We start from the raw sequence: 18,386 nt of genomic DNA on the forward strand, positions 1-18,386 counted from the left end.
ACCTGGTCACAGCCGGGCCGCGACGCCTTCTGCGGCGGTGATCGCGGCCTGCACGGCGCGCTGCGCGTCGCGGACGGCCTCCATCGCCTGGCCGTAGACGCCGAGCGCCTCCGACGCGTCGGCCTGCGGCGTGCCCGCGCAGGCGGCTTGCAGCTGGCCGCGCGCCTGTTCCAGCTGGGCGACGGCCTGCTGCAGGATGCCGTTGGCGTCCTGCGCGGTGTCGTTGGAGCCGCGGATCCCGGCGGCCGCGTCGCCGATGCTGCTGTCGCTCATGTGTGCTGGCTCCCGAGTGGGATCGTGCAGTGCGTTCCGGACGAAATCTACTCGCGCAGCCGTCCCCCCGCGCCGCGGCACTAGATCATCGCGACGAGCATCCCCGACATCGCCACGGCGCTCACGAGCTGAGCGCCGGCGACCGTGCGCGGGTGCCCGGTGCAGGCGATGCGGAAGCGGTCGACGCAGCGCAGCCCGTGCCAGGCGAAGTAGCCGGCGGCGACGAGCGCGACGACCGACACCATGACCAACCCGCTGCCGTGCGCATTGTGCCCGACCAGCATGAACAGCATCGCGCCGCTGCACAGGAGGTGATGGGTGACGTCTTCGTCGCGGGCCGCCAGCAGGAAGGTCCAGGCGGCGCAACCACCGAACACCGCGATCCACACGGCCAGCGGCACCGGGTCGCCGAGCGGGGAGAACATCGCGGCCATCCCGGTCGCGGCCGCCGCCGACGACGCCTCCCCGGCGCGTCCGGCGGGCACGGTGACCAACCGGTGCAGGTGCAGCAGGCCCACGACCAGGCAACCGATCGCCGCCGCCCCCGCGAACCACGCCACCTCGTGACGATAAGTCGACGAGCGGTGACTCAGCCATACGGTCCAGGGGTAGCAATCTGCGGCAGGATCGTCACCCATGCGGCATCTCGTGCGGGTGGGCGACGGGCAGCTCGAGTGGCAGGAGGCGCCCGACCCGGTCTGCGGGCCGACCGACGCCGTCGTCGCGCCGCTGGCCGTGGCCCGCTGCGACCTCGACCTGCCGATGGCGGCGTTCCCGCTCTTCGCCGGCCCGTACCCGGTGGGCCACGAGGTGGTCGGCGAGGTGCTCACGGTCGGCGACGCCGTGGGCCGGCACCGGCCCGGCGACCGCGTGGTCGTGCCGTTCCAGGTCAGCTGCGGGGCGTGCGGACCCTGCCGGGACGGGCGGTTCGCCGCGTGCGCCACGCACCGGGCGAAGGCCGGTGCCGCCTTCGGGTTCGGGCCTGCCGGCGGCGGGCACGGCGGCGCGGTGGCCGACCGGCTGCTCGTGCCCGGCGCCGACCACCTGCTGCACCCCGCACCGGACGGCGTTGATCCCGTCGCGCTGTGCACGCTGCCGGACAACGCGCTGGACGCCTACCGCGCGGTCAGCCCACCGCTCGCCGACCGGCCGGGCGCCGACGTCACCGTCGTCGGCGGGGACGCACCGTCGATCGGGCTGTACGCCGTGGCGTGGGCGGTCGCGCTCGGCGCGGGTCACGTCCGCTACGTCGACCGGGACCCGGCCCGGCTCGCCGTGGCCGCCCGGCTCGGCGCCGAGGCCGTCCCTCAGCCGGACGAGTGGCCGGCCCGGTTCGGACGCGCCGCGATCACGGTCGCCAACTCCGCCGACCCGGCCGGCCTGGAGTGCGCGCTGCGCTCGACCGACGACTACGGCGTCTGCACGCTCACCGCCGTGCAGTTCCAGCCGGTGCCGCTGCCGCTGCTCGCGATGTACACCCGCGGGGTCACGCTGGAGGTCGGCCGCGCGGACTCGCGCCGCCACCTCGCCGCGGTGCTGCGGCTGGTGTCGGCGGGTCGGTTCGACCCCGGCGTGATCGAACCGACCGTCGTCCCGTTCGCCGACGCCGCGCAGGCGTGGCTGACCCCGGCCACGAAGCTGGTGCTGAGCAACGGGGTGTGAATGGGTCTTGCCCCGCAGGCCCCGCTCGTTCGAAGGTGTCCTCTTCCCCACGAGGAAGGCGAACGGCGATGGCGCAAGTGGTACGGGCGGCGCTGGTGCAGACCAAGTGGACGGGCGACACCGCGTCCATGATCGACGTGCACGAGAAGTACGCCCGCGAGGCAGCACAGCAGGGTGCGCAGATCATGGGCTTCCAGGAGGTCTTCAACGCGCCCTACTTCTGCCAGGTGCAGGAGGCTGAGCACTACAAGTGGGCCGAGCCGGTGCCGGACGGGCCCACCACCCAGCGGATGGCGGCGCTCGCCAAGGAGCTGGGCATCGTGCTCGTGGTGCCTGTCTACGAGGTGGAGAGCTCCGGCTTCTACTACAACACAGCCGCCGTGATCGACGCCGACGGCACCGTCCTCGGCAAGTACCGCAAGCACCACATCCCGCAGGTCAAGGGCTTCTGGGAGAAGTTCTACTTCAAGCCGGGCAACCTCGGCTGGCCGGTCTTCGACACCGCGGTGGGCAAGGTCGGGGTCTACATCTGCTACGACCGGCACTTCCCCGAGGGGTGGCGTGCGCTCGGCCTGGCCGGCGCGCAGATCGTCTACAACCCCAGCGCCACCCACCGCGGGCTCTCGTCGTACCTGTGGAAGCTGGAGCAGCCCGCCGCGGCCGTCGCGAACGAGTACTTCGTGGCCGCGATCAACCGCGTGGGCATCGAGGAGTACGGCGACAACGACTTCTACGGCACCAGCTACTTCGTCGACCCGCGCGGCCAGTTCGTCGGCGACGTCGCGAGCAGCCACGACGAGGAGCTGGTCGTCCGCGACCTGGACCTCGGCATGATCGACGAGGTGCGCCAGCAGTGGGCGTTCTACCGCGACCGCCGTCCGGACGCGTACGGCCCGTTGACGGAGGCCTGATGTCCAAGGATCTCCTCGCGCGCACGCGGGCGGTGCTGCCGTCCTGGCTCGCGATCTACTACGAGGACCCGATCGAGATCGAGCGCGGCGAGGGCCGCCGCGTCTGGGACACCGACGGCCAGTCCTACCTGGACTTCTTCGGCGGCATCCTCACCACGATGACCGAGCACGCCCTGCCCGAGGTCACGAAGGCCATCGCGGAGCAGGCCGGCCGGATCATCCACAGCTCGACGCTCTACCTGAACACGCCGATGGTGGAGCTGGCCGAGCAGATCGCCACGGTGTCGGACATCCCGGACGCCAAGGTCTTCCTGACGACGTCGGGCACGGAGGCCAACGACACGGCGTTGCTGCTGGCCAGCTCGCTGCGCCGGTCGAACCAGATCCTGGCGATGCGCAACAGCTACCACGGGCGCTCGTTCTCGACGGTCGCGATCACCGGCAACCGGTCGTGGACGCCGACCACGCTCTCCCCGTTCCAGGTCTTCTACGTGCACGGAGGGCAGCGCTACCGCTCGCCGTTCGCGCACCTGCCCGACGGCGAGTTCATCGCCGCGTGCGTCGCGGACCTCAAGGAGGTGCTCGACCAGACCGGCGACGTCGCCGCGCTGATCGCCGAGCCGATCCAGGGCGTCGGCGGGTTCACGAGCCCGCCCGACGGGCTCTACGGAGCGTTCGCGGAGGTGCTGCGCGAGCGCGGCATCCTGTGGATCGCCGACGAGGTGCAGACCGGCTGGGGCCGCACCGGCGACCACTTCTGGGGCTGGCAGGCGCACGGCGCGACCCCCGACATCGTCACGTTCGCGAAGGGCGTCGGGAACGGCCTGTCGATGGGTGGGGTGATCGCGCCGGCCGAGATCATGGACTCGCTGGGCGCCAACTCGATCTCGACGTTCGGCGGCTCGCCGATCACGTCGGCGGGCGCGCTGGCGAACCTGCGGTACATGCTGGACCACCGGCTGCAGGCCAACGCGGCCCGGCAGGGCCCGCCGCTGTTCGAGGGCCTGCGCGCGATCGGCAGCCCGATCATCGGCGAGGTGCGCGGCAAGGGCCTGATGATCGGCGTCGACATCGTGCGACCCGGCACCACCGAGCCCGACGCGGCCGCGGCCACCGCCGTGCTGGAGGCGGCCAAGCGGCACGGCGTGCTGATCGGCAAGGGCGGCCTGCACGGCAACGTCCTGCGCATCGCGCCGCCGCTCACCCTGACCGCCGACGAGGCCGCGGAGGGGCTTCAGGCGTTGGTGGCATCGATCGAGGAAGTGACCCCATGAGCCGCACACTGATCACGAACGGGCTGGTCATCACCGCGTCCGACGAGCTGGCCGTCGACGTGCTGGTCGAGGACGAGAAGGTCGTCGCGCTCGGGACCGGGCAGAACTGGACCGCCGACACCACGATCGACGCGTCCGGCAAGTACGTGGTGCCCGGCGGCGTCGACGCGCACACGCACATGGAGCTGCCGTTCGGCGGCACGTTCGCCTCCGACACGTTCGAGACCGGCACCCGGGCCGCGGCCTGGGGCGGTACGACGACGATCGTCGACTTCGCCGTGCAGTCGATGGGGTCGTCGCTGCGCGAGGGCCTGGACGCCTGGCACGCGAAGGCCGAGGGCAACTGCGCCATCGACTACGCGTTCCACATGATCGTCGCGGACGTGAACGACGCGTCGCTGAAGGAGATGGAGGCGCTCGTCGGCGAGGGCGTGACCAGCTTCAAGCTGTTCATGGCCTACCCGGGCGTGTTCTACAGCGACGACGGGAAGATCCTGCGGGCGCTGCAGAAGGGCGCCGAGACCGGCGGATTGATCATGATGCACGCCGAGAACGGCATCGCGATCGACGTGCTGATCGAGCAGGCGCTCGCCCGCGGCAACACCGACCCGCGCTACCACGGCGAGGTGCGGCACGCGCTGCTCGAGGCCGAGGCCACGCACCGCGCGATCAAGCTCGCGCAGGTGGCGGGCGCGCCGATCTACATCGTCCACCTGTCCGCGGCGCAGGCGTTGGCGCAGGTGCAGGCCGCGCGCGACGAGGGGTTCAACGCGTTCGCCGAGACCTGCCCGCAGTACCTGTTCCTCTCCACCGACGACCTGGCGAAGCCGGGCTTCGAGGGTGCCAAGTACGTCTGCTCGACCCCGCTGCGGCCGGCGGAGCACCAGGCGGCGCTGTGGCGCGGGCTGCGCACCGACGACCTCTCCGTGGTCTCCACCGACCACTGCCCGTTCTGCTTCAAGGGGCAGAAGGAGATGGGCGTCGGCGACTTCTCGAAGATCCCGAACGGGCTGCCCGGCGTCGAGACGCGGATGGACCTGCTGCACCAGGGCGTCGTCGAAGGGCACATCTCGCGCAAGCGCTGGATCGAGATCGCCTGCGCCACGCCGGCGAAGATGTTCGGGCTCTACCCGCGCAAGGGCACGATCGCGCCCGGCTCGGACGCCGACATCGTGGTCTACGACCCGTCGGCGAAGCAGGTGCACTCGGCGTCGACGCACCACATGAACGTCGACTACTCGTGCTACGAGGGCCGCGAGACCACCGGCCGCGTCGAGACCGTGCTCTCGCGCGGGAAGGTGATCATCGGCGACGGGCAGTACCACGGCGCCAAGGGCGACGGCCGGTACCTGAAGCGGGACACCTGCCAGTACCTGCGCTGACAGCGCTGTGACACCCGCACGAAACAGCTCCCGTCGACGATGCACAGCATGATCCAGGAGGGCCCCATGGACATCGGGTTGGTGCTGCAGACCGATCCACCCGCCCAGACCGTCGTCGACCTGATGGTGCGCGGGGAGGCGTTGGGGTTCAGCCACGGCTGGACGTTCGACTCGCACGTGCTCTGGCAGGAGCCGTACGTGATCTACCCGCGGATCCTGGAACGCACGTCGCGGATGGTCGTCGGGCCGATGGTGACCAACCCCGGCACCCGCGACTGGACGGTCATCGCGTCCCTCCACGCCACGCTGAACGACATGTTCGGCAACCGGACGATCTGCGGCATCGGCCGCGGCGACTCCGCCATGCGCGTGCAGGGCCGGCCACCGACCACGCTCGCGCGGCTCGAGGAGTCGATGCACGTCATCCGTGAGCTGGCCGAGGGCCGGGCCGTCGACCTCGGCGGGACGCAGGTGCAGATCCCGTGGGTGCCGGCCGGCGCGCACCTGCCGGTCTGGATGGCCGGCTACGGGCCGAAGGCGCTGGACCTCGTCGGGCGGTGCGCCGACGGGTTCATCCTGCAGCTCGCCGACCCGTACCTCGTCGAGTGGACGGTGAAGACCGTGCGGGCAGCCGCGGCCGCCGCGGGCCGCCCGTCGCCGACGATCTGCGTCGCGGCGCCTGCTTACGTGAGCGACGATCTGGAGCACGCCCGCGACCAGTGCCGCTGGTTCGGCGGCATGGTCGGCAACCACGTCGCCGACCTCGTGACGCGGTACGGCGAGTCGGGCGCGGTGCCGGCCGAGCTGACCGGCTACATCAAGGGCCGCGACGGCTACGACTACAGCCACCACGGCCGCGCCGACAACGCCTCCACCAGCTTCGTCCCCGACGAGGTGGTGGACCGCTTCTGCCTGCTCGGGCCGCCCGCTGCACAGCTGGAGCGGCTGGCCGAGCTGGCCGAGCTGGGCGTCGACCAGTTCGCCGTCTACGCCATGCACGACGCGCGCGAGGAGACGATCGAGGCGTACGGCAGGTCGGTGATCCCGGGGGTGTAGGGCACGGTCGGCGGTGGCGCGGTCGGCGGTGGCACGGTCGGCGGTGGCACGGTCGGCGGTGGCACGGTCGGCGGTGGCACGGTCGGCGGTGGCACGGTCGACGCCGGCACAGTCGGCGGTGATCAAGGGCAAAAGGTCGTTCAGGAAGATCGACAAGCGACGTTTTGCCCTTGATCACCAACCGTCGGCGCGGCTCGGCCCGCACCGACCGCTCCGCACGCCCCGAGCGGCGCGTCGATCATGGGCAGAACGTTGCCGAGCAAGATCGAACAACGACGTTTTGCCCATGATCAACAGCAGCCTGGCCGGCGGCGTCCGCGAGTTCTCCGGAACGCCCACGAAGAGGCCGCCCACGTTGTTAGCGTCGCGGAGCCCAAGCCGACGACCCGACCGCGGAGGCCCCCGTGCGCACCTTGAGGATCGCCCCCGCGCTGGCTGCGGACACCTGGCACGCCGGCCACGACCCGTCCGGGCTCGTCCGCGTCGAGCTGGACGGACCGGGGCGCGGCGTGCGCGTCACGCTCGCCGAGGGGGCGCCCGGTCCCGAGGACGTGGGCGCGGCGGTGGTCGCGGCGTACAGCGACGCGGTGGTGGTGCGGATGTCGGCGTGGGCGATGGAGAGCTCGCTGCCCGCGCCGGTGCCGTACGACGAGCCGGCGGCCGAGCAGTTCGCCACCTTGCGGGACGCGCACCGCGAGCTGGCCGTGTTCCGGCGCCGGCTCGCCGAGCTGCGCGCGGTGCCGGTCACCGTCGAGACGGCGGGGGTCGCCGTCACCGTCCGCGACGGCCGCCCGGTCGACGTGCGCTTCACCCGGGTCCACGCCGACCTGGCCGACGCCATCGCCGCAGGCCTGCAGGCCGCGCTCACCGCCGTCGCGGAACAGCCGGCGGCCGCACTGGCGCGCTGCCCGGCCCTGCGAGCGGTGCTCGGCACCTCGCGGCTTCCGCTGCCGTTCGCGCTGTGACGTTGTGCGGCAGCATGGAGACATGCGCACGATCGGCAACGTCCTGTGGCTGGTGCTCGCGGGCTGGTGGCTCGCGCTCCTGTACGCCCTCGCCGGGGTGCTGGCCTGCATCCTGATCATCACGATCCCGTTCGGCATCGCGTCGTTCCGCATCGCGGGGTACGCGCTGTGGCCGTTCGGCCGAACGATCGTCATCTCGGGCAACGCCGGGGTGTTCTCCCTGATCGGCAACGTCATCTGGATCGCCCTGTTCGGCTGGGGCCTGTTCCTCGGGCACCTGTTCGCCGGCCTGCTGCTGATGCTCACGATCATCGGCATCCCGTTCGGCATCGCGTCGATCCGGCTGGCGGTCGTGGCCCTGATCCCGCTCGGCACCCGCATCGTCGACACCCACGACGCAGCGCTGCCGTCGTACTCGCGCGGCTGACCGCAATCCGGTAGCGGCGTTACGCATCCTGTATCCGTGGGCGAGACGATCCGGCAGTCCGACCTGCGCAGGAACACTGCTGCGATCCTGCGTCGGGTCGCGGCGGGCGAGTCCTTCACGGTCACCGTGCACGGGCGAGCGGTAGCCGACCTGGTGCCACATCAGCGGGAACAGCCGAAACGCCGATTCGTCCCGCTCGCAGAGATCAACGCGCTGCTGGCCATGGACAACCCCGATCCCGTCCTGTGGCGGCAGGACATGGAACGAGCCGAGGCGGAGACCTTCGCCGAAGACGACTGGGACGATCCGTGGGAACGCGCCCAGCGACAGCAGGAGGAGCGGCGGAACCAGCAGTGAGCTCCTCCCTCGGAGGTCTCCTGCTCGACACCCACACGCCCGCCGGTTCGACCTGCTCATCGCGGCAACTGCAGTTCGCCATGGCTTGTCCCTCGCCACCCGCAACCCCGATGACTTCCGCCACCTGGAACGCGCACTGACCGTGATCCCCGTGAAGGACTGATCACACCGTCCTGATCGTCGCCATCATGGCCATGTCCTCGTGTTCGAGGTTGTGGCAGTGGAAGACGAACCGGCCGCGGTGGTCGGTGAACCGCACCGCCACCTCCACCACCTCGCCCGGCCGCAGATCGACCGTGTCCTTCCAGCCCTCGTCGAACTCCCCCGGCCCACGGGGTCCACGGCGCAGCACCTGGAAGGCGTCGAGGTGGACGTGGACGGGGTGGTGGACATCGGTGACGAACCGCCAGATCTCGGTCTCGCCGAGCGGGATGTCGGCGATGGAGGCGTCCGGGTCGAAGGTGTGCCCGTTGATCGCCCAGCCGGCGTGCGAGCCGACGGAACCGCGGGTGAAGGTGAACTGCCGCACGGTCGCGCCGGCCGCCGGCACCAGCGGTTCGACCGCGGAGAGGGTGGCCGGCACCGTGCTGTCGTCGCGCGCGGTGCGCACGACCCGGAACCGCATGACGTCGGTGGTCGGGCCGACGCCGGCCGCGTTGGTCACCGTGACGGTGGTGCCGACCGGCAGCACCGAGAAGTCGACGACCACGTCGAACCGCTCCCCCGGCGCGACGTCGAGGTAGGTGTGCTCGACGGGCGCCGCGAGCAGCCCGCCGTCCGACCCGATCTGCACGATCGGCAGGTCGGGCGATCCGGGGACGGTCAGCGCGAGCCGGTAGCGCCGCGCGTTCGACGCGTTGAGCACCCGCAGCCGGTACCGGGCGGCGTCCACCTCGTGCTCCGGCCACGGTGCCCCGTTGACGAGCACGACGTCGCCGAGCACGCCCTCCATCCACTGGTCGGTGACTCCCGGCAGCCGCCGCATGGCCTGGTCGAGGCCCGGGTAGGCGAACGAGCCGTCGGCGTTGAACGAGCGGTCGCAGATCATCAGCGGCAGCTCGCGGTCGCCGCGCGGCAACGGCAGGGCGTCCTCGACGTCGTCGCGGACGATGTGCATGCCGGCGAGCCCGCGGTAGACGGCCGGACCGGTGAAGTCCATGCGGTGGTCGTGGTACCAGAGCTGAGCCGCGCGCTGCGTCATCGGGTAGTGGTGCGCCCGCTCGTCGGGCACCGGGTCGCCGGGCATCTCGTGGTGCATCCAGCCGATCCCGTGGTCCCCGACGGGCAGGGTGAGGTCGAGCGGCCAGCCGTCGCTGTCGGCGGGGGTGTGCCCGCCGTGCAGGTGGGTGACGGACGGGACGGGCAGCTCGTTGCGGTACCGCACGACGATCGGGCGGCCGCTGCGCGTCTCGAACGTGGGGCCGGGGAAGATCCCGTCGTAGCCGAGCACCGGGGTGCGCAGCCCGGGAAGGATCTCCAGGTCGGCGACGCGCTGGGTGATGCGGTAGAGGTCGGCGCCGCCCTCCGTGCCGACGGGTCGCGCGACGGGCGGGATCGGCAGCGGCACGCTGAACGGGGCCGGCAGCCGTGCCGCACCGGCGACCTGCCGCCCGGTGTTCCATCCGCGCGGTCCTCCGCACGCGACGAGTCCGGCACCGGCGGCGGCGCCCCCGAGCAGGCCGAGGAACCCGCGCCGCGACACGCCCCTCACGACCGCCCCCGCGCCGCCGCGGGCGTCCACACCAGGAAGCCGGAGAGCAGGGAGAGCGTCACGATCGCGACGCCGAGCGGGACGTGGAACTGCAGCTCGCGGGCGTAGCCGAAGCCGATCTGGAACCCGATGAGCAGGAACAGCGCGACGGCCCCGAGCGGCACCCAGAGCCGGCCGCGCGCGGCGATCGCGTAGGCGATCGCGGCGCCGATCACCAGCATGTCCCAGGCGGCCAGGACGCTGCCGATCGTGCCGTGCACGGTGATCGCATCGATGTCGCCGGTGAGGAACATGCCTGCCCAGATCGGCTGGCTGAGCACAGCCACCACGTGCACCGTCACGACGGCGCGCAGCAACCACAGCGTGACCCGCGGGCGACGCACCACGGGTGGGGTCAAGGTTTCCACGATCCATGACGTTATATGTAGACGGCCTACTTATGAACCGGGGACATCCCCTGCTCGACCCGGATGTTGGACCCCGGCAACATAGGTAGAATCCCTACTCGTGCGACCCGACTCCGTCCGCGGCCACCTCGACGGGCTGATCCTCTCCGTGCTGGAGGGCGGCCCGCTCCACGGCTACGCGATCATCGAGGCGCTGCAGGCGCGCAGCGGCGGCGCGCTCGACCTGCCCACCGGCACGGTCTACCCCGCCCTGCGCCGGCTGGAGCGCGCCGCGCTGCTCTCCGGCAGCTGGAGCACCGTCGGCGGGCGGGAGCGGCGCACGTACACGCTCACCCGGGCCGGCCGGCACGCGCTGGCGCGTCAGCGCGACGAGTGGACCGAGTTCGCCGCCGTCGTCGAGGCCGTGCTGCGGCCTCGTGGAGCAGTGGCGTCATGACCGCGCCGGTGCTCGACGCCTACGTCGCGCGGCTCGGTCGTGCGGTGCACGGTCCGGTGCGGGTCCGCCGCAGCATCCTGCGTGAGGTCCGCGAGGGCCTCACCGACGCCGCGGAGGCCCACGTGGCCGGCGGCCTCGACCCTGGCGCCGCGCAGGCACGGGCGGTGGCCGAGTTCGGCACCGTCGACGAGCTGGCCGAGCTCTACCAGGCCGAGCTCACCGTGCGCCGGGGACGCGCCACGGCGCTGTTCGTGATGCTGGTCTTCCCCGGAATGGTGCTGGCCTGGGACCTGTTGTGGCGCGCGGGCGTCAGCTGGGACCGGGAGCCCGGGCCGGCCGAGCTGGCGATCGTCCGCACGCTGTCCACGATCGTCGACACCACCTCGTTGACCACCGCAGCGGCCGCCGCCGTCATGTTCGCGCTCACCTTCCTCCGCGCCGCCCCCACCCGCCTGCTCACCGGGCTCGTCGGCGCCGCCGCCGGGCTCGGCGCGCTGGTCACCGCCGGGCTGTCGGCGGTGATGAACGTCGTCGGCGGCCACGCCGTGGGCGCCGCGGTCGCCGCACCGGGGCCGGCACTCGTGGCCTACGCGGCCAGCACGGCCGTGCTCGTCGTGTCCGTCGTCATCGCCGTACGCACCCTGCGCATCGCCGTCGCCTGAACCTGGTCTGCCAGATGTGGCCGGCACGCACGAACGGCACCTCCCCCGACGATCTCGGGAGGAGGTGCCGTTCGGTCGCTGCTACTTCTTGGTGCCGTAGTCGGCGAGCGACTTGCCGTACTTGTCGGCGGTCGCCTTCGTGACGACGACGGCGTCCTTGTCCTCGGCGGCCGACTTCTCGAGCACGGTCAGCCCGGCCGGCACGGCTGCCTTGAGGGCGGTGTAGACCTCCTCGGCGGACTTCTGCGGCGCCTTCTTGTCGATGTACTGCAGCGCGGTGCCGGTGTACTCGGGGATCAGGTCGATCGAGCCGTCCTTGAGGCTGGGGAAGTAGACCTCACGGCTACCGATGCCGAACTTGCGGTTCACCGTGAAGCCCTTGGCCTCCAGCGTCTGCGCGTAGATCTCGGCGAGGACGCGGCTCTCCGGGAAGTCGGCGGAGCCGATGATGATCGAGCCACCACCGCCGGCCGCCGGGGCGCCGCCGGCCAGGCCGTTCGAGGTGAGCCAGTCCTTGGCCACCGGCCCGACGTCCGGCTTGTCCGCTCCGCCCAGCTTGGCGTTGAGCCCGATCAGGCCGTCGGTGGTGAGCTTGGCCGACACCGCGTTGAGCGCCGCGGACACGTCCGGGGTCGCCTTCGCCTTGTTGATGAGCGGGACGACGTTCTGGGCCGCGAAGTTGTTCTTCGGGTCCTCGAGGACGACGAAACCCTTCTCCTTGATCGTCGGGTCGGTGGTGAACAGGTCGGCGGCCTGGACCGTGCCGTCCTCCAGCGCCTTCACGGTGAGCGGGCCACCGGTGTCGAGAGCCTTGAACTCCTTGAAGTCGCAGCCGTAGGTCTCGCTGATGCCCTTGAGCCCGTCGGCGCGCCCCTCGAACTCCGGCGGACCGCCGAACACGAGCTGCTCGCAGGCGGGGCCGCCACCGCCGCCGGCGGCCGGCGCCGAGCCACCCCCACCGCACGCGGTGAGAGCGAATGCGCTGATGGCAGCCACTCCGGCCGCGATGATGGTTCGTGTCTTCATCGTTCTGCTCCAACGGTGTCGGGGGTGGAGTCGGTGGGGGCGACAGCGGCCTGCAGGCGGCTGTCGGTGGTGGGGATCTCGGCGACCGGGCTGCGCCGGGATCCTCCGCGGCTGCGCAGGCCGGGGGACACGACGTAGCGCTGCGCGAGCGCGAGCACGCCTTCGACGACGAGCGCGAGCACGACGATGAGCACCGCACCGGCGACGGCCTTGCCGTTGTCGCCGGACTTGAGGCCGTCGATCAGGTAGCGGCCGAAACCGCCGAAGCTGACGTACGCCGCGACGACGGCGGTGGCGATGACCTGCAGGGCGGCTGCGCGCAACCCGCCCATGATCAGCGGCAGGGCGTTGGGCAGCTCGACCTTGACGAGCACCTGCGACTCGCGCATCCCCATGCCGCGGGCGGCGTCGACGACCGAGCGGTCGACGTTGCGGATGCCCGCGTAGGTGCCGGCCAGCAGCGGCGGGATGCCCAGCACCGCCAGCGCCACCACCACGGGGAGGAGCCCGATGCCGACGGCGAGCACGAGCAGCGTCAGCAGGCCCAGCTCGGGCAGCGCGCGCAGTCCGTTGGCACCGCCGACGATCAGGAACCCGCCGCGGCCCGTGTGCCCGACCCAGGCCCCGATCGGGACCGCGATCACGATCGCGACGAGCAGCGCCAGGCCGCTGTACCCCAGGTGCTGCAGCAGCCGGGTGGGGATGCCACCCGACCCGCGCCAGTTGTAGGAGTCGGTGAGGAACTCGAGCACCTCGTTCATCGCGTCGCCCGATCCCAGGGAGCGGCGAGCCTGCCGAGGGCCAGCAGCGCGAGGTCCGCGACCAGCGCCAGCACCACCGTCGTCACGATGCCGGTGATGATCTCGGTGGGGAAGTTGCGCTGGTACCCGTCGGTGAACAGGCCGCCGAGCCCACCCACCCCGATCAGCGCACCCACGCTCACCAGGCTGATGTTGGACACCGTGGCTACCCGCAGCCCGGCGACGAGCACCGGGATCGCGAGCGGCAGTTCCACGGAGAAGAACCGCTTGCCCGGCCGGTAGCCCATGGCGGTGGCCGCGGCCACGACGACCGGCGGCACCGCGGCGAGCGAGTCGGCCACCGAGCGCACCAGCAGCGCGACCGTGTAGATGGCGAGCGCCACCATGATGTTGATCGGGTCGAGGGTCTTGGTGCCGAGGATCGACGGCAGCACGATGATCAGCGCCAGCGACGGGATCGTGTAGAGCAGACCGGCGGCCGGTACGAGCACCGCACGCGCAGCCGCGTTGCGGCTGGCCAGCCAGCCCAGCGGGATCGCCAGCACGAGCGCCACGACCACGGGGACGACCGCCAGCACGATGTGGTCACGCAGCAGGCCGAGGATCAACCCGGCGTTGCGCGGTATCCAGTCCCAGAGCATCGAGGCCTCAGCCCGCCGCGTCCACGGACGTCGCCGCGCGCTGGCGCTCCAGCGCCTGCAGCACGTCGTCGGCGGAGATCGCGCCGGCGACGCGGCCCTCCCCGTCGACCGCCACGCCCTGGCCGGAGGGCGACGAGAGCGCCGCGTCGAGCGCGCTGCGCAGCGTGCCGGATGAGGTGTCGTGCAACGAGCCGCCCGGCACGACGTTGGCGGCCTCGGCGGCGAGACCGCCCGGCAACCAGCCGTTCGGCCTCTGCTCGGAGTCGACGACGAGCCGCCAGCCCTCCGCGGCCGCCGCACCCAGCTCGACGGTGCGCAGCTCGCCCAGCGGCACCTCCGCCGAGGTGAAGCCGAGCCCGCGGTAGCCGCGGTCGCGGCCGACGAACCCGTCGACGAACCGGTCGGCCGGGCGCGCGAGCAGGGTGCCCGGCTCGTCGTACTGGGCGAGCTTGCCGCCCACCCGGAACACCGCGACCTTGTCGCCGAGCTTGATCGCCTCGTCGATGTCGTGGGTGACGAACACGATGGTCTTGCCCAGCTCCGACTGCAGCCGCAGCAGCTCGTCCTGCAGGCTCTCCCGCACCACCGGGTCGACCGCGGAGAACGGCTCGTCCATCAACAGGATCGGGGGGTCGGCGGCCAGCGCCCGCGCCACGCCGACGCGCTGCTGCTGGCCACCGGACAGCTGGGCGGGATAGCGCCTGGCCATGCTCGCGTCGAGCCCGACGGTCTCCATCAGCTCGGTGGCCCGATCCCGGGCCTTCGCCTTCGACCAGCCCAGGAGCATCGGGACGGTCGCGATGTTGTCGACGATCGTGCGGTGCGGGAACAGGCCGGCGTTCTGGATCACGTAGCCGATGCCGCGGCGCAGCTCCGCCGGATCGGTGGACGTGATGTCCTTCCCGTCCACCTGGATGGTGCCCGCCGTGGCGTCGATCATCCGGTTGATCATGCGCAGCGACGTGGTCTTGCCGCAGCCCGACGGCCCCACGAACACCGTGACCTTGCCCGCGTCGACCTTCAGATCGAGCGAGTCGACGGCCACCGTGCCGTCCGGGTACTGCTTCGTCACGCCCAGGAACTCGATCACTCGAGAGCTGCCTCCAGGATCGTCGACGACCATTCGCCGGGCGTCGTGTGACGGGCAGGCTAGCCTCCCGCACCGACAAAGTGCGACGTCCGTGACTGATCCGCGACTCAGCACGAGACGTCGTTCACAATCGGGCGATGGGCACGAACGATCTCCTGGAGCCGGTTGTTGTAGACGGCCGGCATCTGCGCCGATCCGAGGTCGTGGCCGTCGCGCGCAACCGTCCACCGGTCCACCTGCACCCCGGCGGGCGCGCCCGCGCGCGGGACGCGGCCGAGCTCGGTGCCCGGCTCGCCGTCGCCCGTCCGATCTACGGGCGGTCGACCGGGGTCGGGGCCAACCGCGTCGAGGTCGTCGCCCCCGACGACACCGAGCACGGCCTGCGCATCCTGCGCAGCCACGCCAGCGGGGCCGGTGAGCGGGAGCCCGTCGAGCGGGTCCGGGCGATGATGCTCGTGCGGCTCAACCAGCTCGCCGCCGGTGGCGCAGGCGTCGACCCGCAGGTGCTCGACGCGCTCGCGGACGCCCTCGACGCGGGCGCCGTGCCGACCGTCCACCAGCTCGGTGCCATCGGCACCGGCGACCTCACCGCGCTCGCGGAGCTCGCGCTCGCGTTGTGCGGCGACCGGCCGTGGCCCGTCGGCTCGGCTCCCGTCGTGCCGTTGACCAGCGCGGACGCGCTCGCGTTCATCTCGTCCAACGCGGCGACGATCGGCGAGTCGGTGCTCGCCCAGGCCGACCTCGACGCGCTGCTGCGGGCCAGCGAGGTCGTCGCGGCGCTGTCGTTCGTGGCGCTGGGCGGGGCCGCCGAGGCGTACGGCTCACCCGTGCAGAACGCGCGGGCACACCCCGGCCAGCTGCTCGTCGCGACGCGGATGCGGCGGCTCCTCGGGTTCAGCCCCACGTCACGGGCGGGGCGCCGGCTGCAGGACCCGTTCAGCCTGCGCGCGGTGCCGCAGGTGCACGGCACCGCCGTCGACGCCGTCGAGCGGCTCGGCGTGGTGCTCGACGTCGAGTTGAACGCGCGCGCCGAGAACCCGCTGATCGACGCGGCCACCGGCGACGCCTGGCACAACGCCAACTTCCACACCGGCTACCTCGCGCACGCCCTCGACTCGGCGCGCGCGGCCGTCTACCCGGTGGCCGAGCTGTCGGCGGCGCGACTCGGCGACCTCGTGGACCCCGAGTTCACCGGCCTCGCGGCGTTCCTCGCCGACGGGCCGCCCGGCAGCTCCGGGGTCATGGCGCTGGAGTACGTCGCGCAGGACGGCGTGGCGTCGCTGCGGCACACCACCCTGCCCGCGACGCTCGGCAGCGCCGTCATCTCCCGCGGCCTGGAGGACCACGCCAGCTACTCGCCGCACGCCGCCCGCCTCGCCACCGTGTGCGTGCCGGCGCTGCGCACGGTGCTCGCCACCGAGCTGGTCGCGGCCATCCGCGCGATCGGGATGGCCGGCGGGCTCCCGTCCGGGCACGCGCTCACCACGGCGTACGAGCAGGCCAGGACGGCGTTGAGCGACGACACGCGCGACCGCCCGCTGACGGCCGACCTGGCCGCGGCCGGGGTCCTGCTGGACGGCTTGGGCACCCTCCGCTGAGGTGTGAAGGCGCGCGCCGGGTGACCTCACACAGGTAGTGGCCACCTCACACAAGGCCCAACCTGTGTGCGGTGGCCGCGCGCTGTGTGACGTCCGCGCAAGAGCGCCACGCCGGTGAAGCGGGCGTGCCGAGGGCAGCGTGCCGCCGTCCAACCCGCGACCCCACACATCCCGTGGCCCGTTCACACACGTTCGGACGTGTGTGAACGGGCCTGTCCGTGTGTGACGTCGGCCGCGGCGGCCTAGGCTGGACCCGTGGAGCGCCGACGCCGGGCGACGTTGAAGGACGTCGCGGCCGCCACCGGGCTCTCGACGGCCGCCGTCTCGTACGCCCTGCGCGGCCTGCAGGTCCCCGTCGAGACGCAGGAACGGGTGCGGGCCGCGGCCCGCGAGCTCGGCTACGAGGCCAACCCGATCGCACGGGCGCTGGCCAGCGGCCGCACGGGGACCGTCGGCGTGCTGTGCGGCTCGCTGGACGACCTGTGGCAGCAGAGCCTCGCCGCGGCGCTGTCGCGCGGGCTGATGGAGCACGACCGGCACGCGATCATCGCCGACTCCGCCGGCGACCCCGGCCGCGAACGCATGCTCGCGCTGCGGCTGCGCGACCAGCAGGTCGACGGCGTCCTCGCGTCCCCGCTCGACCCGACCGCCGAGTTCTGGGGCGACATCTCCGCCGAGATCCCCGTCGTCACGATCGGCGACGCCATGCCGGCCGCGCCGAAGGCCGGCTGCGTGCTGTTCGACAACCGGTACGGCGTCGCTACCGCGCTCGGGCACCTCGCCGATCTCGGGCACCGCCGGGTCGCGCTGCTGCGGCACGCCGCGCTTCCCACCACCCCCGACCGGCCCGCCGACGCGTTCGCGCTCCAGCGCGGCGCCGAGCTGGGCCTGGACGTGGTCGTCGTGTCGTCGCCGGCGTCGGTGGCCGGGGCGGCGGCGGCCGTCGAGCCGGTGCTGCGCGCCGACGACGCGCCGACCGCGCTGTTCTGCCTGTCCGACTCGATGGCCTACGGCGGCTACCTCGCCGCGCACCGGCTCGGCCTCGACGTGCCGCGCGACGTCTCCGTCCTCGGCTACGACGACCACGAGACGGCGGAACTGGTGGTGCCGGCGCTCACCACGTTCCGGTGGGATGCGGACGGCATCGTCGCGGCGGCCGTCGCCCAGCTGGTGGCCGCCATCGACGGCTCGGGCGAGCACCGCACCCAGGTGTTCCGGCCCGAGCTGGTGGCCAGGGCCTCGACGGCGCCCGTTCAGACGCCGAGCGGGCGCAGCTCCTCGGTGTAGCTGACCGACACGCGGCTCAGCACGCCGTCGTCGTCGACCGAGTACTGGCCGACGCGGTCCAGCGGCGGCGAGTAGGCGTGGATCGACACGGCCTGCGTGTCGGTGCCGGACATGCGGTGGATGCGGTCGGGACCGAACGTGAAGCTCTCCCCGACCCGGTAGTCGCGGGCGGCCGGGGTGCCGCCGAGGCGCGGGGTGGTCTCGCGGACGACCCCGGACACGACCGTGACCGCGCCCGACGAGTCGCCGTGGTCGTGCCAGCCCGTGTCGTCGGTCTCGTTCCAGCAGAGCAGCCACACGTCGACGTCGTCGTCGCGGCGCAGGTTGACGTAGTGCCGGCGGCCGGGGGTGAGGTCGACGAGGTGCTGCCACTCCTCGGGCTGAGCGGCCAGCTCCTCCGCGCACGCGCGCAGCTCGTCGACGGTCATCGAGCGCCTCCCTCGAAGTTTAAGCGATTCAG

Annotated in this window: 21 protein-coding genes; 12 read left to right on the forward strand and 9 right to left on the reverse strand. The window is 72.3% G+C overall.

The features are described from left to right. Positions 1-6 precede the first annotated feature (6 nt). Together ACQEVB_RS02030 and ACQEVB_RS02035 are read right to left on the reverse strand one after the other, a co-directional pair. Entirely contained in the window at positions 7-273 is a 267-nt protein-coding gene (locus tag ACQEVB_RS02030; RefSeq protein ID WP_432964028.1) for a hypothetical protein, read from the reverse strand. 80 nt (positions 274-353) lie between these two features. Continuing rightward, entirely contained in the window at positions 354-833 is a 480-nt protein-coding gene (locus ACQEVB_RS02035; RefSeq protein WP_432964031.1) for a DUF5134 domain-containing protein, read from the reverse strand. A gap of 76 nt (positions 834-909) precedes the next feature. On the opposite strand from ACQEVB_RS02035, the gene ACQEVB_RS02040 reads away from it, so the two are divergent. The 8 genes from ACQEVB_RS02040 to ACQEVB_RS02075 all read left to right on the forward strand — a co-directional run bounded on the left by ACQEVB_RS02040 (position 910) and on the right by ACQEVB_RS02075 (position 8,307). Then, positions 910-1,935: a zinc-dependent alcohol dehydrogenase gene (locus ACQEVB_RS02040; protein ID WP_432964034.1), complete on the forward strand. Its 1,026-nt coding sequence runs from the start codon at positions 910-912 to the stop codon at positions 1,933-1,935. A gap of 68 nt (positions 1,936-2,003) precedes the next feature. Next, a complete protein-coding gene (locus ACQEVB_RS02045) occupies positions 2,004-2,846 on the forward strand; it encodes a nitrilase-related carbon-nitrogen hydrolase (RefSeq protein WP_432964037.1) in 843 nt (280 codons plus the stop codon). Beyond that, positions 2,846-4,120 carry an aspartate aminotransferase family protein gene (locus ACQEVB_RS02050; protein WP_432964040.1) on the forward strand — a complete coding sequence of 425 codons (1,275 nt, stop codon included), beginning with the start codon at positions 2,846-2,848 and terminating at the stop codon, positions 4,118-4,120. Before ACQEVB_RS02045 ends, ACQEVB_RS02050 begins: the two co-directional genes overlap by 1 nt. Then, the gene (hydA, locus tag ACQEVB_RS02055; RefSeq protein ID WP_432964043.1) at positions 4,117-5,502 is read left to right on the forward strand and encodes a dihydropyrimidinase; all 1,386 of its coding nucleotides are present in this window, start codon (positions 4,117-4,119) and stop codon (positions 5,500-5,502) included. The genes ACQEVB_RS02050 and hydA overlap by 4 nt, the downstream gene beginning before the upstream one ends. 66 nt (positions 5,503-5,568) lie before the next feature. Continuing rightward, a complete protein-coding gene (locus ACQEVB_RS02060; protein ID WP_432980073.1) occupies positions 5,569-6,558 on the forward strand; it encodes a TIGR03842 family LLM class F420-dependent oxidoreductase in 990 nt (329 codons plus the stop codon). 404 nt (positions 6,559-6,962) lie between these two features. Next, positions 6,963-7,523, forward strand: coding sequence for a hypothetical protein (locus ACQEVB_RS02065; protein ID WP_432964046.1), 561 nt, complete (start codon positions 6,963-6,965; stop codon positions 7,521-7,523). Positions 7,524-7,545: 22 nt separating this feature from the next. Then, positions 7,546-7,950 (forward strand): YccF domain-containing protein, encoded by a 405-nt coding sequence (locus ACQEVB_RS02070; RefSeq protein ID WP_432964048.1) that lies wholly within the window; start codon positions 7,546-7,548, stop codon positions 7,948-7,950. A 36-nt stretch (positions 7,951-7,986) separates the two neighbouring features. Continuing rightward, the gene (locus ACQEVB_RS02075; protein WP_432964051.1) at positions 7,987-8,307 is read left to right on the forward strand and encodes a type II toxin-antitoxin system Phd/YefM family antitoxin; all 321 of its coding nucleotides are present in this window, start codon (positions 7,987-7,989) and stop codon (positions 8,305-8,307) included. Between the two features lie 163 nt (positions 8,308-8,470). On the opposite strand, the gene ACQEVB_RS02080 is transcribed toward ACQEVB_RS02075, so the two are convergent. Together ACQEVB_RS02080 and ACQEVB_RS02085 are read right to left on the reverse strand one after the other, a co-directional pair. Beyond that, positions 8,471-10,018: a multicopper oxidase family protein gene (locus ACQEVB_RS02080; RefSeq protein WP_432964054.1), complete on the reverse strand. Its 1,548-nt coding sequence runs from the start codon at positions 10,016-10,018 to the stop codon at positions 8,471-8,473. Further along, on the reverse strand, positions 10,015-10,416 hold the full coding sequence (locus ACQEVB_RS02085; RefSeq protein ID WP_432964057.1) for a hypothetical protein: 402 nt from the start codon (positions 10,414-10,416) through the stop codon (positions 10,015-10,017). Before ACQEVB_RS02085 ends, ACQEVB_RS02080 begins: the two co-directional genes overlap by 4 nt. 109 nt (positions 10,417-10,525) lie before the next feature. Here ACQEVB_RS02085 and ACQEVB_RS02090 point away from each other — a divergent pair, with 109 nt between their 5' ends. Then, positions 10,526-10,861: a PadR family transcriptional regulator gene (locus ACQEVB_RS02090; protein ID WP_432964059.1), complete on the forward strand. Its 336-nt coding sequence runs from the start codon at positions 10,526-10,528 to the stop codon at positions 10,859-10,861. Next, positions 10,858-11,523 (forward strand): permease prefix domain 1-containing protein, encoded by a 666-nt coding sequence (locus tag ACQEVB_RS02095; protein WP_432964062.1) that lies wholly within the window; start codon positions 10,858-10,860, stop codon positions 11,521-11,523. The genes ACQEVB_RS02090 and ACQEVB_RS02095 overlap by 4 nt, the downstream gene beginning before the upstream one ends. Positions 11,524-11,604: 81 nt before the next feature. On the opposite strand, the gene ACQEVB_RS02100 is transcribed toward ACQEVB_RS02095, so the two are convergent. The 4 genes from ACQEVB_RS02100 to ACQEVB_RS02115 are packed head-to-tail and all read right to left on the reverse strand — an operon-like array spanning position 11,605 to position 15,074. Then, positions 11,605-12,549: a glycine betaine ABC transporter substrate-binding protein gene (locus ACQEVB_RS02100; protein ID WP_432964065.1), complete on the reverse strand. Its 945-nt coding sequence runs from the start codon at positions 12,547-12,549 to the stop codon at positions 11,605-11,607. Beyond that, positions 12,546-13,310: an ABC transporter permease gene (locus ACQEVB_RS02105; protein ID WP_432964068.1), complete on the reverse strand. Its 765-nt coding sequence runs from the start codon at positions 13,308-13,310 to the stop codon at positions 12,546-12,548. Before ACQEVB_RS02105 ends, ACQEVB_RS02100 begins: the two co-directional genes overlap by 4 nt. Continuing rightward, complete coding sequence (locus ACQEVB_RS02110) at positions 13,307-13,951, reverse strand: ABC transporter permease (protein ID WP_432964071.1); 645 nt, start codon at positions 13,949-13,951, stop codon at positions 13,307-13,309. Before ACQEVB_RS02110 ends, ACQEVB_RS02105 begins: the two co-directional genes overlap by 4 nt. Positions 13,952-13,958: 7 nt before the next feature. Next, positions 13,959-15,074: an ABC transporter ATP-binding protein gene (locus ACQEVB_RS02115; protein WP_432964074.1), complete on the reverse strand. Its 1,116-nt coding sequence runs from the start codon at positions 15,072-15,074 to the stop codon at positions 13,959-13,961. A gap of 104 nt (positions 15,075-15,178) precedes the next feature. Here ACQEVB_RS02115 and ACQEVB_RS02120 point away from each other — a divergent pair, with 104 nt between their 5' ends. Further along, positions 15,179-16,639 (forward strand): aromatic amino acid ammonia-lyase, encoded by a 1,461-nt coding sequence (locus tag ACQEVB_RS02120; RefSeq protein WP_432964077.1) that lies wholly within the window; start codon positions 15,179-15,181, stop codon positions 16,637-16,639. 255 nt (positions 16,640-16,894) lie between these two features. Continuing rightward, positions 16,895-17,926, forward strand: a complete 1,032-nt coding sequence (locus ACQEVB_RS02125; RefSeq protein ID WP_432964080.1) for a LacI family DNA-binding transcriptional regulator — start codon at positions 16,895-16,897, stop codon at positions 17,924-17,926. On the opposite strand, the gene ACQEVB_RS02130 is transcribed toward ACQEVB_RS02125, so the two are convergent. After that, on the reverse strand, positions 17,893-18,354 hold the full coding sequence (locus ACQEVB_RS02130) for a cysteine dioxygenase (RefSeq protein WP_432964083.1): 462 nt from the start codon (positions 18,352-18,354) through the stop codon (positions 17,893-17,895). The genes ACQEVB_RS02125 and ACQEVB_RS02130 overlap by 34 nt on opposite strands. Between the last annotated feature and the right edge of the window lie 32 nt (positions 18,355-18,386).

Source organism: Pseudonocardia sp. CA-107938 (assembly GCF_050936315.1).
GTDB lineage: Bacteria > Actinomycetota > Actinomycetes > Mycobacteriales > Pseudonocardiaceae > Pseudonocardia.